This is a genomic window from Virgifigura deserti (assembly GCA_003576685.1).
GTDB classification, from domain to species: domain Bacteria; phylum Pseudomonadota; class Alphaproteobacteria; order Dongiales; family Dongiaceae; genus Virgifigura; species Virgifigura deserti.
In genome coordinates, this window is record QOZR01000002.1 from 204,490 (window position 1) to 217,640 (window position 13,151).

Below are 13,151 nucleotides of genomic sequence, written 5' to 3' on the forward strand. Positions count from 1 at the left end.
TTGTCTGGCATGCGCCGGACCTCCGCCGTCATCGCCCTGCTGACTGCCCTCGCCGGCGCGTCCGCCAATGCGGAAACGCCCGGGCGGTCGGCGGGCTGCGGGCGCCCGCCGCCAGACGCGCCACCGCAAAGCATCGACGTTGGCGGCGTGAGCCGCGTGCTGATTGCCTTCGTTCCGGACGGATACGACCCTGAGCGCGCCTATCGACTCGTCCTGGCCTTCCACGGACGAACAAACCCGGCCACCCGAGCGCGCCGATATTATGGCCTCGAGGCCGTGGACGAGGACGGCACGATCTTCGTCTATCCGCAGGCCTTGCGGCAGGAGGACGGAACGTTCGTGTGGCGCCTGCCGGAAGACCTTGCCCTCTTCGACAGGGTCGTCGATCGGTTCGCCGGCCGGTACTGCATCGCGATGGACGAGATCTTCGCGGTCGGCCATTCTCTGGGTGCCTCCTTCGTGAACAGCCTGGCCTGCGCGCGCGGGAACCTTCTGCGAGGCATCGCGACCGTGGCCGGGGGAATCAGCGAGGTGAACTGCTCGGGCCAAACCGCGGCCTTGCTGCTTCACAACCCGGAGGACCGGCTGGTGCCGATCTCGGAGGGCCGGGCCGCCCTCGAGGCCCTGCTCGTCCAGAACGATCTGTCCGGAGAGCCGATAGAGCGTTATGCGGCACCGTTTGCCTGTGAACGGTTCGGGACGCGCGAGAATCGAAACCCGGTTATCTGGTGCCTCTACGGCCAGGATGACACGCAAGCAAGCCGGGACTATCCCCATGGGTGGCCGGAGGGGGCCGAGCGGGCCGCGATGACCTTCTTCGCCGAACTCGAATGATGGCGACACCCTGACGGAATAGGGCGGATGTGACACCCGCCCCTAAAGCATCGGCATGATGCCTATGCCGCTTTGGCCCGGTCCTGCAGACGGTCTTGCTGCAGCGCGCGCAGCGTCGGCGGGTCGAATAGGACCGCCATCTGCTCCGGCACCGTCAGCAGCGCGGGGTCGGGACCGTCACCTTCGGACTGCGCGAGCTTGAGCCGAGCCGAGGCCAAGGCAGCCTCCTCGGCCGCGGTCGGCGTCGCGTCTCCGGGCAGCAGGGCGATATGGAGGGCGTTGACGAGCGGATCCTCGACGACCGCCGCGACGGCACCGTCCGACGAGACGGTCGCGCCCTCGATGCTATCGGCCAGTTCCGCGGCGCGGCGCAGCACCGGCATCGTTTCCGTCTCTTCCGGGATCAGGAACAGGCCGCGGCGCCGCGTCCACCGGCCAAGGCTCTGGCGCGCGGAAAGGATGGTCAGCGGAACCGCAAGCACCAGCCCGATGACGACCGGCATCATCCAGGGAAGCAGCGCCGGCTCGATCCAGTACGAGACCACTGCCAGAGCGAGGCCGATCAGGCTGTGGACGCCATGGCGCCGCAGCGCCTCGCCCCAGCCGATGCCGCCGTCGTCCCGACACTGCCCCCCCCAGCCCGTATCGCGTCCGACCAGGATGCTGGCGACGAAGCCGCTGTGGAACAGCATCATGATCGGCGCCAGCAGCGCGGAGAACACCGTCTCCAGCACCACGCCGAGGGTCGCGCGGCCGAATCCGCCGAAGCGGCGGGCGGCGCCGCGATAACGCAACAGCAGGACGAGGCTGTAGAGCTTCGGCGCCAACAGCATGCCGATGACGATCGCGAACAGGCTTTTGGCCAGCCCTTGGTCGATGAGCGGCCAAATCGGGAACAGGGTCTCGTAGGACGCGAAGTAAGTCGGTTCCGTCAGCGTCTCCTGCCAGGCGGCGAGCAGCCCGATCACGATCATCGCCAGCCAGAGTGGCGAAGCGAGATAGGACATCACCCCCATCACCAGATGCAGCCGGCTGAGCAAGCGCAGCCGTTGCGCCGGCAGCACGCGCAAATGCTGCAGGTTGCCCTGGCACCAGCGCCGGTCCCGCTTGGCATAGTCGATCACGGTCGGTGGGCATTCCTCGTAGCTGCCGCCCAGCTCCGGCACCAGCCAGACTGTCCAGCCGGCCCGACGGATCAGAGCCGCCTCGACGAAATCGTGGCTGAGGATGTGGCCGCCGAAGGGCGGGCGGCCCGACAGCGTCGGCAGGCCGCAGCTTTCGATGAAGGCCCGGGTGCGAATGATCGCGTTGTGGCCCCAGTAATTGCCGTCGCCGAGGCTCCAGAAAGCGAAGCCGGCGGTCGATACCGGACCGTAGAGGCGATTGGCGAACTGCTGGAAGCGGGCGAACAGCGTGTTGCGGTTGACCGTCACCGGCGGCGCCTGGATAATTCCGGCGCGCGGATTGGCCTCCATCAGGCGGGCCATCGCGACCAGCGTCTCGCCGGCCATGATGCTATCGGCGTCGAGCACGACCATATGGTCGTAGCGACAGCCCCAGCGACAACAGAAATCGGCGATGTTGCCAGCCTTGCGGGCGGTGTTGCGTCGACGCTTGCGATAGAAGATTCGCCCCTGCCCTCCGACCCGGCGGCAGAAGGAGAGCCAATTCATCTCCTCCGCGACCCAGACGGCCGGGTCGGTCGAGTCGCTCAGAATGAAGAAATCGAAGCTGTCGAGATGCCCGGTCTCGGCGAGCGATTCGTACATCGCCTGGAGATGCGCCGTGACCCGGGCCGGGTCCTCATTGTAGACCGGCATCAGGATGGCGGTGCGGGTCGCGAGCGGGGGCCCCTTTTCCTCTGCGGCTTCCGTTCCGGGGATGACCCCGGCCGGCATGACCAGCCCCGCGGTCTGCCGGCCGGCCATCAGAGCGAAAAACCCGGCGGTGACGCTCCAGAACGAGATCGCGATCCACGCGAAGCTGATCGTGAACAGCGCGAGCAGGACAACATCCAATTCGGTCAGGCCGCCGCTGCTAAGTACGGCATGCATGGCGCGCGTAGCCGCGACGATGGACAGGCCGGTTGCGCCGAAAACCAGCAAACGACGAGTCCAGGCCGATGCGGCCGAACCCTGCCAGCCGCCCTCGGAACCGTTAGACGAGGTGGGTACCATTCTCGACTCTCAGGCAATTCCTGGTGTTCAGGCCTGCGGCGCCTTGCTCGCCGGCCTGCGCAGAAGTTGGCGCACCGGACCCAGCGACCAGACCGGGCTCAAATTCTGCTCCGGCATCGTCACTGCCGGGTGCGGAATTGGGAGCGGGGCGGCCAAACGCAGGGCGTCGATCATCTCGACCGGCGGTGCTTCGGCATCAAGGAAATATTGGGGCCACCGCTGTGCCGCATCGGACAGCAGAAAAGCCACGCGGCCGATCGCCTCCGCATCGACCGATGCAGCCATGGCCAAGCCGAGGCTGTCGATGAACCATACTTCGACCCGCCGCCGAATCTGCGCCACGACGTCCTCGGCCCGCTCGGCCGGATCGAGCGCCGCCAGAGCCCGCTCGATCAACCGTTCGAGCGCCACCGATTCGTCGAATCCAAAGCCCAGGAAATATGTTCGCAACCGTTGGACGGCGTCGGAATCCACCCGCCGTTCCACGATCACGCCGTCCATTGATAACTCCAGCTTTCCGTCAACACGGACTCTCCCAGCTTGAGGAAACTGCGCAACTCCGCCGGACCCTCCCCCTCCGGGCGGAAATCGAAGAACAGGCGCCAACCACCGGTCATGGGGTTCCGATGCGCCACCGGCTTCAGAAGCTCGCCTTTCGAAGCGGTGACGACCGGCTCCACCACCGCCTTCGCATCGAGCGATGCGAGCGGTCCGCCGACAAACTCGATCACGAACTTGCGGAGGCCTTCCTCGTCGTCGGCGCCCGGGGTCGCACCGCTCCCGACCCGCGTGGCGACGACTTCCGCCAGATTCGTCCGTTGCGGCGCGATGCGAGCCCAGTGCAGCCGGTAATCCAGGTTCCACTCCGTGCCCGGGAGGATCTGCTCCTCCGGCACCCAGAAGGCGACGATGTTGTCGTGGATCTCCTCATCGGTCGGAAGCTCGATCAGAAGAACGGCGCCCCTTCCCCAGTCATTGGCCGGCTCGACCCAGACACTCGGCCGCCGTTCGTAATGCGACTCCAGGTCTTGATAACCTTCGAAGTCCCGCTCCCGCTGCAATAGGCCGAAGCCGCGCGGGTTCTGATCGCCGAAGACACTGAGCTGCAGGCGCTGCGGATTGACCAGGGGTCGCCAGACCCACTCGCCGGACCCGCGCCAGATCGACAGCCCGTCTGAATCATGAACCTGTGGCCGGAAGTCATCCACCCCGACACGGTCGTTCGGGCCGAACAGGTACATGCTCGTCATCGGCGCCACTCCCAGCCGTTCGATCGGTTGGCGGGGAAAGAGAGCCGCCGACACTTCGGTCACTGTCGTTTCTCCCGGACGTATGACAAAGGAATAGGCACCGGCGACGCTTGGACTGTCGAGTAACGCATGAACCGTCATTTCGGTTCCGCCTGGAGTCGGTCGTTCGAGCCAAAATTCGCGAAACGCCGGAAATTCCTCTCCTTTCGGCAAGCCGGTGTCGATCGCCAAGCCGCGGGCGGACAGTCCATATTGCTGATACCGGCCCACGGCGCGGAAATAGCTTGCGCCCAGAAACACCGCGACCTCGTCGCGGTAGTCCGGTCGATTGATCGGGAAATGCAGCCGGAAGCCGGCGAAACCGAGATCGGCAGGCAGCGGCTCCTCGAACCCGTTGTCCCCATAATTGAACAGCTCCTGCGAGAACTGGAGCTCGCGGGCAACGTTGTCGACGACCTCGTGAATCCGGACCGGCGTTCTGTAGTAGGAGCCGAGATGGTAAAACTGCGCGGTGAAAGGCAGATCGGCATCCAGCCACAGGGCCCGCTCGGGCCTGTAGCGAATATCGCGGAACTCGTCGTAGCTGAGATCGGCGATCGGCGGCGGCAGCGTGTTGCCGGGCGCCTCATAGGCCGCGGCACCGAGCGTGCGGGCGCGTTCACGCAGCCAGCCGACGGAGAAAGGTTGCGGCTCGGCCATACGCGGACCGGCGGCGAGCGCCGGTGACAGGGGCGCAGACATGCCGGCGACGAGCCACGGCGCGACCGCCAGCGAGGCAGCAAGAAAGTCTCTACGATACAAGATTGCTCTTTCGCTCTAAGCCTGTGGTACGGACATCTTGGGGGTTATCCACGGAACAGCAAATTTGCGGCAGAAGCATGACACTCTGGCTTCCGAAACGCGCACCCCTACATGACCGCCACGATCTGACACACCTCAAGAATGACCACGGCTTCTAACGCCCTGGAACATTTGGTGTTCCAGCAATGTTCGTTAAAGAGCATATTTTCCTATTATCGACCGCCGGTAAAGTTCCGACAGGCGTTACAGGCGGACGACCTTACCCGGATTCATGCGGTTGTCTGGATCGAGCGCCATCTTAAGCAGGCGCATCACACCGACCGCGTCGCCATGCTCCGCCGTCAGGAAATCGATCTTGCCGTAACCGATGCCATGTTCGCCGGTGCAGGTGCCGCCGAGTGCCAAGGCCCGCATCACCATGCGATCGTTGAGTCGCTTCGCCTCGGCCATCTCCCGAAGGTCGTCGGGATCCACGACGAACACGAGATGGAAGTTTCCGTCGCCGACATGGCCGACGATGGGCGCCAGCAGGTTCGACCGCCGGATATCCGCCTTGGTTTCCGATATGCACTCGGCTAGCCGGGAAATCGGCACGCAGACATCCGTCGCCCATCCCTTCGCGCCGGGCCGGAGCGCCAGCGCGGCGTAATAGGCGTCGTGCCGCGCCTGCCATAGGCGGCTGCGATCCTCCGGCCGTGTCGCCCAGCGGAAGTCGCCGACGCCGAACTCGGCGGCGAGGCCCTTCACCGTCTCGGCCTGCTCGACTACGCCGCGCGCGGTCCCATGGAACTCGAAGAACAGCGTCGGCTGCACCGGATAGTCGAGCTTCGAATAGCGGTTGACCGCCTCCATCTGGATCTCGTCGAGCAGCTCGATGCGCGCCACCGGCACGCCCGACTGGATCGTCAGGATCACGGTGTTCACCGCATCCTCCACCGTCGGAAAGGAAGCGACCGCAGCGGAGATCGCCTCCGGAACGCCGTAGAGCCGGAGCGTCAGCTCGGTTATGACGCCCAGCGTCCCCTCCGACCCGACGAACAGCCGCGTCAGGTCATAGCCCGCCGCCGATTTCCGTGCGCGTCCGCCGGTGCGGATCACCCGTCCGTCGGCCAGCACCACGGTCAAGCCGAGCACGTTCTCGCGCATCGTGCCATAGCGCACCGCGTTGGTGCCCGAAGCCCGCGTCGCCGCCATGCCGCCGAGCGACGCGTCGGCACCGGGATCGATCGGGAAGAACAGGCCGCTATGCCGCAAATGCTCATTGAGCTGCTTGCGGGTGACGCCCGCCTCCACCGTCACATCGAGGTCGCCCTCATTGACCGTCAGGACCCCGTTCATCTGGCTGAGGTCGATGCAGACGCCGCCTCTCAGCGCGGCAACATGGCCCTCGAGCGACGTCCCAGTACCGAACGGAATGACCGGCGCCCCATGGGCGGCGCAGATCTCGACGATCTTGCGCACCTCCTCGGTCGAACGGGCGAAGGCGACGGCATCGGGCGCGTGCGGAGCATGGTAGGACTCGTCGCGGCCATGCTGCTCGCGCACCGCCGCCGCAGTCGACAGGCGATCGCCGAGCCGGTCGCGGAGCGCTTCGATCAGCCTGCTCGAAACCGGCGTCGGCGGGAGGTTGGCTTGCCGAGTCATCATGCCACCGACGTCTTCCGATCAAACAACACGGCCGGAAAGCGTAGACCCTCGCTCGGGCCTCGGCAAGATACCCGACAAGATGATGGAATCCTGATCTACTCAGGCTATAGTCCTCGCCAGCTCGCCCCAGTCCGGCGCCGAGCCAGGGGGAACGTTCTTGGTCATCGAAGACCTTGTCGGCTGGCACCTCGTCTTCGCCGGCGGCGCCGTCGCGCTGGCCGGCGTCGTGCGCGGCTTCGCCGGTTTCGGCTCGGCGATGATCATCACGCCGGCCTTCAGCGCGATCTATGGACCGGCCGCCGCGGTACCGATAGGCCTGCTGATGGAGCTGATCCTTACCGCGCCGCTGATGCCGGGCGCCGCGCCGCTCGTCGAGTGGCGGCGGATCGCGACGCTGACGATCGCGGCCGCCGTGACCGTTCCGATGGGCGCCTGGCTGCTGCTCTCGCTCGACGCCGAGATCATGCGATGGGCGATCTCCATCGCGGTGCTCGCCTTCGTCGCGATGCTCTCCTTCGGCTGGCGCTACACCGGCCGCCCCAAGCCGCTCGCCACGCTCGCGACAGGGGCGAGCAGCGGCCTGCTGAACGGCGCCTCAGGCATGGGCGGGCCGCCGATCATCTTCTATTATCTGTCCGGTCCCGATGAGGCGCCGCGCGTCCGCGCGAGCTTCATCGTCTATTTCGCGCTGATCGACATTCTCGCCATCGCCGCGCTCTGGTGGAAAGGCGGAGTCACTGCCGATATTCTTCGTCAGGCGCTGCTGCTCGTTCCGCTCTATCTCGCTGCCGCCTGGATCGGCGCGCGGATGTTCGGTCGCGCCAACGATCGCACCTATCGTACGGTCGCGCTCGTCGTGCTGACGATTGTCGCCGTCATGAGTCTTGCAGTGTAGCTCCAATGATGGACATCGGCGCGAGAACTTGTCACAACATTATCACCGATGTCGCGATAATGACCAACATACCCTCGGCACCCGCTACGGCCTGCAGGATCTTTCCAGCGAGCGGCCATGTCTTGAGCAGGGGGATCTACCGCGCGGCAACGAGTAGCAACGGGACGAGTCAGTCAACAGGACGAGTCAGTCGCTGAGCGAGAGGTCACATCCATTATGCTGTTCCGAAGCAAAACCGAGAATCGAACCGAGCCAACCGCTGCCGACAGGGCGTCCCGCCTCGACAGGAGGCCGGAACCCTCAAGGGCGGGCGGAGTGCCGAATGCAACTGCCGCAGTGAACAGGAACCCGAACAACGAAGGAGCGAAAATGGCAGATTTCAGAGTCGGCCAGACCGGCCCGCGGCCGGAATTCGGCCAGAGAGGAATCGATATTCCGACCGCGTCATCGAAGTCGCAGACCGAGTCCGTATCGAAGCCGCAAACCGAGTCCGAGTCCAAGGAACCGGAAGGCAGCAAGCTGATCGTCGGCCGCAACATCCACCTCAAGGGTGAGATCACGGCCTGCGACACGCTCGTGGTCGAGGGCCGCGTCGAGGCATCGATGAAGAGCCGCGTCATTGAGATCGACGAGACCGGCCTGTTCAGCGGCAGCGCCGAGGTGGAGAACGCCGACATCCGCGGTCGGTTCGAGGGGGACCTGATGGTCAGCGGGCGCCTGTCGGTTCACGCGACCGGCCGCGTCTCCGGCTCGATCCGCTATGGCGAGATCGTCATCGCCTCGGGCGGTCAGATCGCCGGCGACGTCCGGCTCGCGTCGGACAAGCGGGCCGCGGACAAGCCGGCGGCCGACAAGCCGACCATTGCCACCACCCAGAAGCCCACAACGGCGTGGCAGGCGGAAAAGCCCGCCGTCGCCGCGGCGGCCAAGGGCTGACCCGGACGCCGATCAAAGAGCTGAAACGAAGGTGCGTCCAGAGTACGATCCGATCAGGTTGACCCAACCTGATCGGTGAATCGTCCTCTAGCTCATAAAACTAGAGACTGATTCACCGATCACATCGGTTCGATGTGATCGGATCAGGCTCTAGGGGTGGATCGAGGAATCGAGCCAGGACGCACCATCGCAGTCGCGACCGGCCATTGAAACGCGGGGTGCGAGAGGTCGGATCGCAACATCTGGGGATCGATGCCAACGAGTGGGTCCATTCGTTGGCATCGAACGCAGAGCAACAAAACAACTAGCGGATGAGATGAATTTCGATGGCCTTACTCGGTCGAGAGAAGATCGAGCGGCGTCGACTGGTCTTCGGTTTCCAACGCAGCGACGTGGCGCACGCCCTGCAACGCGATCGATAGCGCCGCATTGTCCTGCACATCCGGATAGACCAGATAAGCTGCCCGGCCGAACACCGGAGCTTTGGCGACGCGTTTGAGCGCGCCGGACTGGAGAAACGGGCGGACGACGCGCTCGGGGAAATAGCCCGAGCCGCCATTCTCCAGAATATACCGCAACGCCAAGGCGCCGAGGCTGGTCGACATGCCCGGCATCGGCAGGTCCGGATATTGCGCCGCGTGCGCGGCCTGAAATTCCGGTCCCCAATCGACATAGACATAGCCGGGCTCGAACGGCGCCGTCGACGTGCCGATGGTCGAGACGAGAATGAAACGCTCGTCGAACAGCCGTTCGACTACGAGGTCGGCGCTGCTTTCCGGCGTATACATCACGCCGATATCGAGGACGCCGTCCAAAAGCTGTCGCATCAGCCCCGGCGAAAGGCCGACCTCGGTCCGCAGGGCGATGTCCGGCGCCGCGGTTCGCATCCAATGCAGCCATTTCAGGAGCAGGCCGTCCCACAGGGTGAACTGGCCGCCCAGCCGCAACTGCCCGCGATAGCCCGGTGGAAGCGCCACCTCGAGCCGCGCCTGCTCCCAGATCCGGATGATGCCCCGGGCATAGCGCTGGAACTGCGTTCCGGCCGGGGTCAGCCGCGCGCCCGCCTTGCTGCGAAGGAACAGCAGACAGCCAAGCTGCTCCTCGAGGGCGCGGATGCGCATGCTGACCGTAGACTGCGTCACATTGAGACGTTCGGCCGCAGCGACGAAACTCCCCGTGGCGATCACCTCCGAAAACGTCCGGATCAACAAGATTTCCATGATGTCCTCATCGGCCGCATCCTCGTCATATCGGCGTTTCCGATGGAAAACTCGGGATATATTCGTTTGTTATCGCTTCTCCAGTCTCTCACATTCAGTAGCAGCAGCTACTCACGATTCGGCAGCTGCCCGCAATAATCGTCGGATTCCGTGACCTTCGGCGGGGCCCGGTGATCGAGTACCCAAACGACTGGAGAGCGTCATGCAGCATCAAACGGTTGGCTCTGGGCAGGCCCGGCATATCGATGACATTGTCGAGGGCGCGGATTCGGGAATACGGTTCGTGATCCAGAGCGTCATCTATTGGGGCGTTCTGGCGCTCGGCTTTGTCGTTCCGATCGCCGGAGCTATCTGGGGCGTCGTGCACTAGATTACTCGTCCGGGCAGCCGGGGGCACCAGCCACCGGTCGCGTTGCCCAGCGCCTTTCCAGCAAATCCTGATGTTCGGGCCTTCGGGCAAGGCAAGGTTGTGTCTTGCGCAGGGCAGGTGACTTTGCGTCTCGATTCTTCGAGCCGCGCCGTATGGTTCGTCGGCCGATAGGACCGCCGTCCCCTGACGCTCTGTCAGCCCTTTGCTGCGCAGTCCGGCGCGGCCTTTACCGCTCCATACAATCTATAGCCAGCCGCTGTTCACGATCTACGCGCGTGGAAAGCGCCTAGGTGCGAGTGGAATATGAGCAGACGACTCATGGCGTCGAGAAATTTTACAATTTCGGCTGCGCCTTTCTGCACCCATGTTGATATAATTTGAGAAATTTATTTGGCATATTTTTTGCTTTATAGACGACGGTAATAGTTTTTCTTCGTCCAGCGGCCTTCGGGGGGAATATTGTGAGCTTAAAATTCTGGGCATCTATCGCGATGACGGCCTATGCAAGCCTCGCTATCGGCTCCGCCGCCCATGCGGCGGTTATGGTCTATGAACTGCCGTTCATCGGCACCTGGGACGGATATAGCACGGAGGATACCTCGCTGACCTTCAGCGGCACCGGCTATGTCGGCATGTATGCGGACGGCGGGAGCGAATTCGCCGCGCTGTTCGGACTCGAAACAAGCAACTTTTCCCGCACCCATGCTCAGGTCGGGATCGGCGGCTTGACGGGGGCCTCCATCAGCTCCGCCATTCTTTCGTTCGATATTCTGGATGGCGACGAAGCTGGGCAACAAAGCGTCCAGGTCACCGGCTATTCCGGTACCGGCGCGCTCGGCTATCAGTGGGATGCGCCCGGCGTGAGCTATGGCGACGAGATTTTCAACGTGGCCCCTGGATCGAATGCGCTCGACATCACCGGCCTCTTGGCGGCGTCCGTCGGGGCGGGTGACGATTGGTTCAACCTGCACCTGCAAGGCCTCATCGATCAGACCTATATCTATACCTATGCTGGCAATTCCTATTCCGATGATCGGGCGAATGTGCGCCTGACCGTGACCTATGAAACCGGCCAGCCGAGCACGGTGCCGGCTCCCGCGCCCCTCGGGCTGCTGCTTGTTGGGCTGGCCGGCATGGGCATCCTGCACCGCCGGTCGCGCTGATCCCATTCTCCGGCATCGCAAGGAGGGTCCCGGCGTGGCCGGGACCTTCTTCGATTCAGGGCTAAAGGGCGACGAGCCAGCGTTCCATCACGCTTGCCATTTCGGCATCGCTCAGCCCTTCCTGATCGAGCGACCGCCATGTCGAAAATCGCAGGCAATGGCCCAGAGTCGCCTTCAGCAGACGGCGCGTGGCAGGCGCCGACGGCCAAGTCGCCAATAGGTCATCCCTAACCGCATCGAGATAGGCCTCGAACCCACTCATCACGGCCTTGAGTGCCGGGACTTCCTCCTCATCACGATAGGCACGGCTCCACATTCGCTCCGTTCGCCGGTAATAGCCGTGAAGCGCCGCGAAGGCGGCGCGGCAGCGCGCGGCCGGCTCTGCCAGATCCTGCCACTGCGCTGGGTCGGGTGGCGGATTGAGTTCGAGCCAGCGCGAGGAGCAGGCCGTGAACAGGCTGCCATCGTCTGGAAAATGCCGATAGACCGTGAGCCGCTGCACGCCCGCTCTCGCCGCGACGGCGCTGATGGTCGTATCCCGCGGCCCGAGTTCTTCATGCAACTCCATCGCGGCCCGCACGATCCGCGCGCGCGTCTGTTCCTGCTGCTCGGCGCGACGCGTGGGCGTGTATTTTCTCGCCTTCATTTCAGTGATCATATCTGTGCAACGAAATATTGACAAGGGCGGGGCGGCAGCTTAGGCTGCATTTTAGTGAACGTATGTGTTTACCGAAAGTGGCGACCGCGAAAGGCCGACCCTCGGCGCAAGCAGTCGCCGAATTGCACCTGGTTCCGGCCTGTTTGCCAGTCTGTTTGATCGAAAATGAGGACAAGATGGATCGCCCGATGATGTTCGAGCCGCGTTCGGTGGCGGTGGATACCGACTCCCTGCCCGCCTATATTCCCGTCCCGGGATACGGGGTTCTCCCGGTCAACGCCTTTCTGATCCGCGCCGCCCAGCCGGTTCTGGTCGACAGCGGGCTGGCGTCGTTGCGGGAAGGCTTCATGCAAAGCCTGAGATCCGCCGTCGCTCTAGACGACCTTCGCTGGATCTGGCTGACGCATATGGATCCCGATCATTTCGGCAATCTCGAAGCGGTTCTCGCCGAAGCTCCCAAGGCGCGGGTGGTCACGACCTTCCTGGGCATGGGCAAGATGGGCCTCCATCAACTCCCGCTCGACCGCGTGTATCTGCTCAATCCCGGCCAGAGCCTGGACATCGGCGACCGGCGACTCGTCGCGGTCACGCCGCCAGCCTTCGATGCGCCGGAGACGACCGGCCTGTTCGACACGAAGACGCGGGCCTTCTTCAGCGCGGACTGCTTCGGCGCCTTGATGAACGAGCCGGCCGAAACTGCGGCGGAGATTCCGCCCGGAGACCTGCGCGACGGTCTCGTCGCCTGGTCCACCGTCGACGCGCCGTGGCTCCGCACCGCGGACGAAGACAAGTTCGATCACGCGCTGGACGCGGTTAGCAGCCTTGCGCCGAGCGTCGTCCTGAGCAGCCACCTGCCCGCGGCCAACGGCATGACGGAGACTCTGCTGTGCCATCTCTCCTCCGCGCTCGCCGCACCGGCCTTCGAAGGCCCGGATCAGGCCGCGCTCGAGCAGATGATGGCCGCATGAGCAATCCGGCGGATCGAAGAGGCGCGCACGCTCGATAGAAGCGAGGAAGAGGGGAGTACCCTGTCAGACGTGTTTCCTGTTGAAGCTCGGAAGCCTACACTTCGTCGAATCGGGGCTAGGAACCTCTGACAGCTCTGGGCCGCACCGAATTCCGTCAAATGATCGGTTAGCAAGAGCGATTTCTTGCGTTAAGGTCGCAATAAGTTGCCGGTCGGCTCAGGATCAAGAGCCT

The 13,151-nt window shown here is 64.2% G+C and carries 12 protein-coding genes; 6 read left to right on the top strand and 6 right to left on the bottom strand.

Annotated features, from left to right (window positions below):
- Positions 1–9 precede the first annotated feature (9 nt).
- Positions 10–834: a CE1 family esterase gene (locus tag DT069_RS04375; RefSeq protein WP_119459066.1), complete on the top strand. Its 825-nt coding sequence runs from the start codon at positions 10–12 to the stop codon at positions 832–834.
- A 62-nt stretch (positions 835–896) separates the two neighbouring features.
- Here DT069_RS04375 and mdoH read toward each other — a convergent pair whose 3' ends face one another.
- The 4 genes from mdoH to DT069_RS04395 form a co-directional block, all read right to left on the bottom strand.
- Positions 897–3,011 carry a glucans biosynthesis glucosyltransferase MdoH gene (mdoH, locus tag DT069_RS04380; RefSeq protein WP_119459067.1) on the bottom strand — a complete coding sequence of 705 codons (2,115 nt, stop codon included), beginning with the start codon at positions 3,009–3,011 and terminating at the stop codon, positions 897–899.
- Positions 3,012–3,038: 27 nt separating this feature from the next.
- On the bottom strand, positions 3,039–3,512 hold the full coding sequence (locus DT069_RS04385) for a hypothetical protein (RefSeq protein ID WP_119459068.1): 474 nt from the start codon (positions 3,510–3,512) through the stop codon (positions 3,039–3,041).
- The gene (locus tag DT069_RS04390; protein WP_119459069.1) at positions 3,500–5,062 is read right to left on the bottom strand and encodes an OpgD/OpgG family glucan biosynthesis protein; all 1,563 of its coding nucleotides are present in this window, start codon (positions 5,060–5,062) and stop codon (positions 3,500–3,502) included. Before DT069_RS04390 ends, DT069_RS04385 begins: the two co-directional genes overlap by 13 nt.
- 243 nt (positions 5,063–5,305) lie before the next feature.
- Positions 5,306–6,709, bottom strand: a complete 1,404-nt coding sequence (locus tag DT069_RS04395) for an FAD-binding oxidoreductase (protein ID WP_119459070.1) — start codon at positions 6,707–6,709, stop codon at positions 5,306–5,308.
- A 157-nt stretch (positions 6,710–6,866) separates the two neighbouring features.
- Here DT069_RS04395 and DT069_RS04400 point away from each other — a divergent pair, with 157 nt between their 5' ends.
- Together DT069_RS04400 and DT069_RS04405 are read left to right on the top strand one after the other, a co-directional pair.
- On the top strand, positions 6,867–7,604 hold the full coding sequence (locus DT069_RS04400; protein ID WP_162912978.1) for a sulfite exporter TauE/SafE family protein: 738 nt from the start codon (positions 6,867–6,869) through the stop codon (positions 7,602–7,604).
- A gap of 369 nt (positions 7,605–7,973) precedes the next feature.
- Positions 7,974–8,540, top strand: coding sequence for a bactofilin family protein (locus DT069_RS04405; RefSeq protein ID WP_119459072.1), 567 nt, complete (start codon positions 7,974–7,976; stop codon positions 8,538–8,540).
- A 332-nt stretch (positions 8,541–8,872) separates the two neighbouring features.
- Here the strand turns inward: DT069_RS04405 and DT069_RS04410 are convergent, their stop codons facing one another.
- The gene (locus DT069_RS04410; protein WP_119459073.1) at positions 8,873–9,760 is read right to left on the bottom strand and encodes a LysR family transcriptional regulator; all 888 of its coding nucleotides are present in this window, start codon (positions 9,758–9,760) and stop codon (positions 8,873–8,875) included.
- Between the two features lie 202 nt (positions 9,761–9,962).
- Here DT069_RS04410 and DT069_RS24540 point away from each other — a divergent pair, with 202 nt between their 5' ends.
- A complete protein-coding gene (locus DT069_RS24540) occupies positions 9,963–10,130 on the top strand; it encodes a hypothetical protein (protein WP_162912979.1) in 168 nt (55 codons plus the stop codon).
- Between the two features lie 491 nt (positions 10,131–10,621).
- On the top strand, positions 10,622–11,293 hold the full coding sequence (locus tag DT069_RS04415; RefSeq protein WP_119459074.1) for a hypothetical protein: 672 nt from the start codon (positions 10,622–10,624) through the stop codon (positions 11,291–11,293).
- Between the two features lie 61 nt (positions 11,294–11,354).
- On the opposite strand, the gene DT069_RS04420 is transcribed toward DT069_RS04415, so the two are convergent.
- Positions 11,355–11,939, bottom strand: a complete 585-nt coding sequence (locus DT069_RS04420; RefSeq protein WP_425449995.1) for a TetR/AcrR family transcriptional regulator — start codon at positions 11,937–11,939, stop codon at positions 11,355–11,357.
- 188 nt (positions 11,940–12,127) lie between these two features.
- On the opposite strand from DT069_RS04420, the gene DT069_RS04425 reads away from it, so the two are divergent.
- Complete coding sequence (locus DT069_RS04425) at positions 12,128–12,919, top strand: oxygen-binding di-iron domain-containing protein (protein WP_119459076.1); 792 nt, start codon at positions 12,128–12,130, stop codon at positions 12,917–12,919.
- Positions 12,920–13,151 lie beyond the last annotated feature (232 nt).

Excerpts from the sequence above, each read along its gene's own strand:
- DT069_RS04375 (WP_119459066.1), top strand. The coding sequence starts at position 10 with ATGCGCCGGACCTCCGCCGTCATCGCCCTGCTGACTGCCCTCGCCGGC.
- mdoH (WP_119459067.1), bottom strand. The coding sequence starts at position 3,011 with ATGGTACCCACCTCGTCTAACGGTTCCGAGGGCGGCTGGCAGGGTTCG.
- DT069_RS04385 (WP_119459068.1), bottom strand. The coding sequence starts at position 3,512 with ATGGACGGCGTGATCGTGGAACGGCGGGTGGATTCCGACGCCGTCCAA.
- DT069_RS04395 (WP_119459070.1), bottom strand. The coding sequence starts at position 6,709 with ATGATGACTCGGCAAGCCAACCTCCCGCCGACGCCGGTTTCGAGCAGG.
- DT069_RS04405 (WP_119459072.1), top strand. The coding sequence starts at position 7,974 with ATGGCAGATTTCAGAGTCGGCCAGACCGGCCCGCGGCCGGAATTCGGC.
- DT069_RS04410 (WP_119459073.1), bottom strand. The coding sequence starts at position 9,760 with ATGGAAATCTTGTTGATCCGGACGTTTTCGGAGGTGATCGCCACGGGG.
- DT069_RS24540 (WP_162912979.1), top strand. The coding sequence starts at position 9,963 with ATGCAGCATCAAACGGTTGGCTCTGGGCAGGCCCGGCATATCGATGAC.
- DT069_RS04415 (WP_119459074.1), top strand. The coding sequence starts at position 10,622 with ATGACGGCCTATGCAAGCCTCGCTATCGGCTCCGCCGCCCATGCGGCG.
- DT069_RS04420 (WP_425449995.1), bottom strand. The coding sequence starts at position 11,939 with ATGAAGGCGAGAAAATACACGCCCACGCGTCGCGCCGAGCAGCAGGAA.
- DT069_RS04425 (WP_119459076.1), top strand. The coding sequence starts at position 12,128 with ATGGATCGCCCGATGATGTTCGAGCCGCGTTCGGTGGCGGTGGATACC.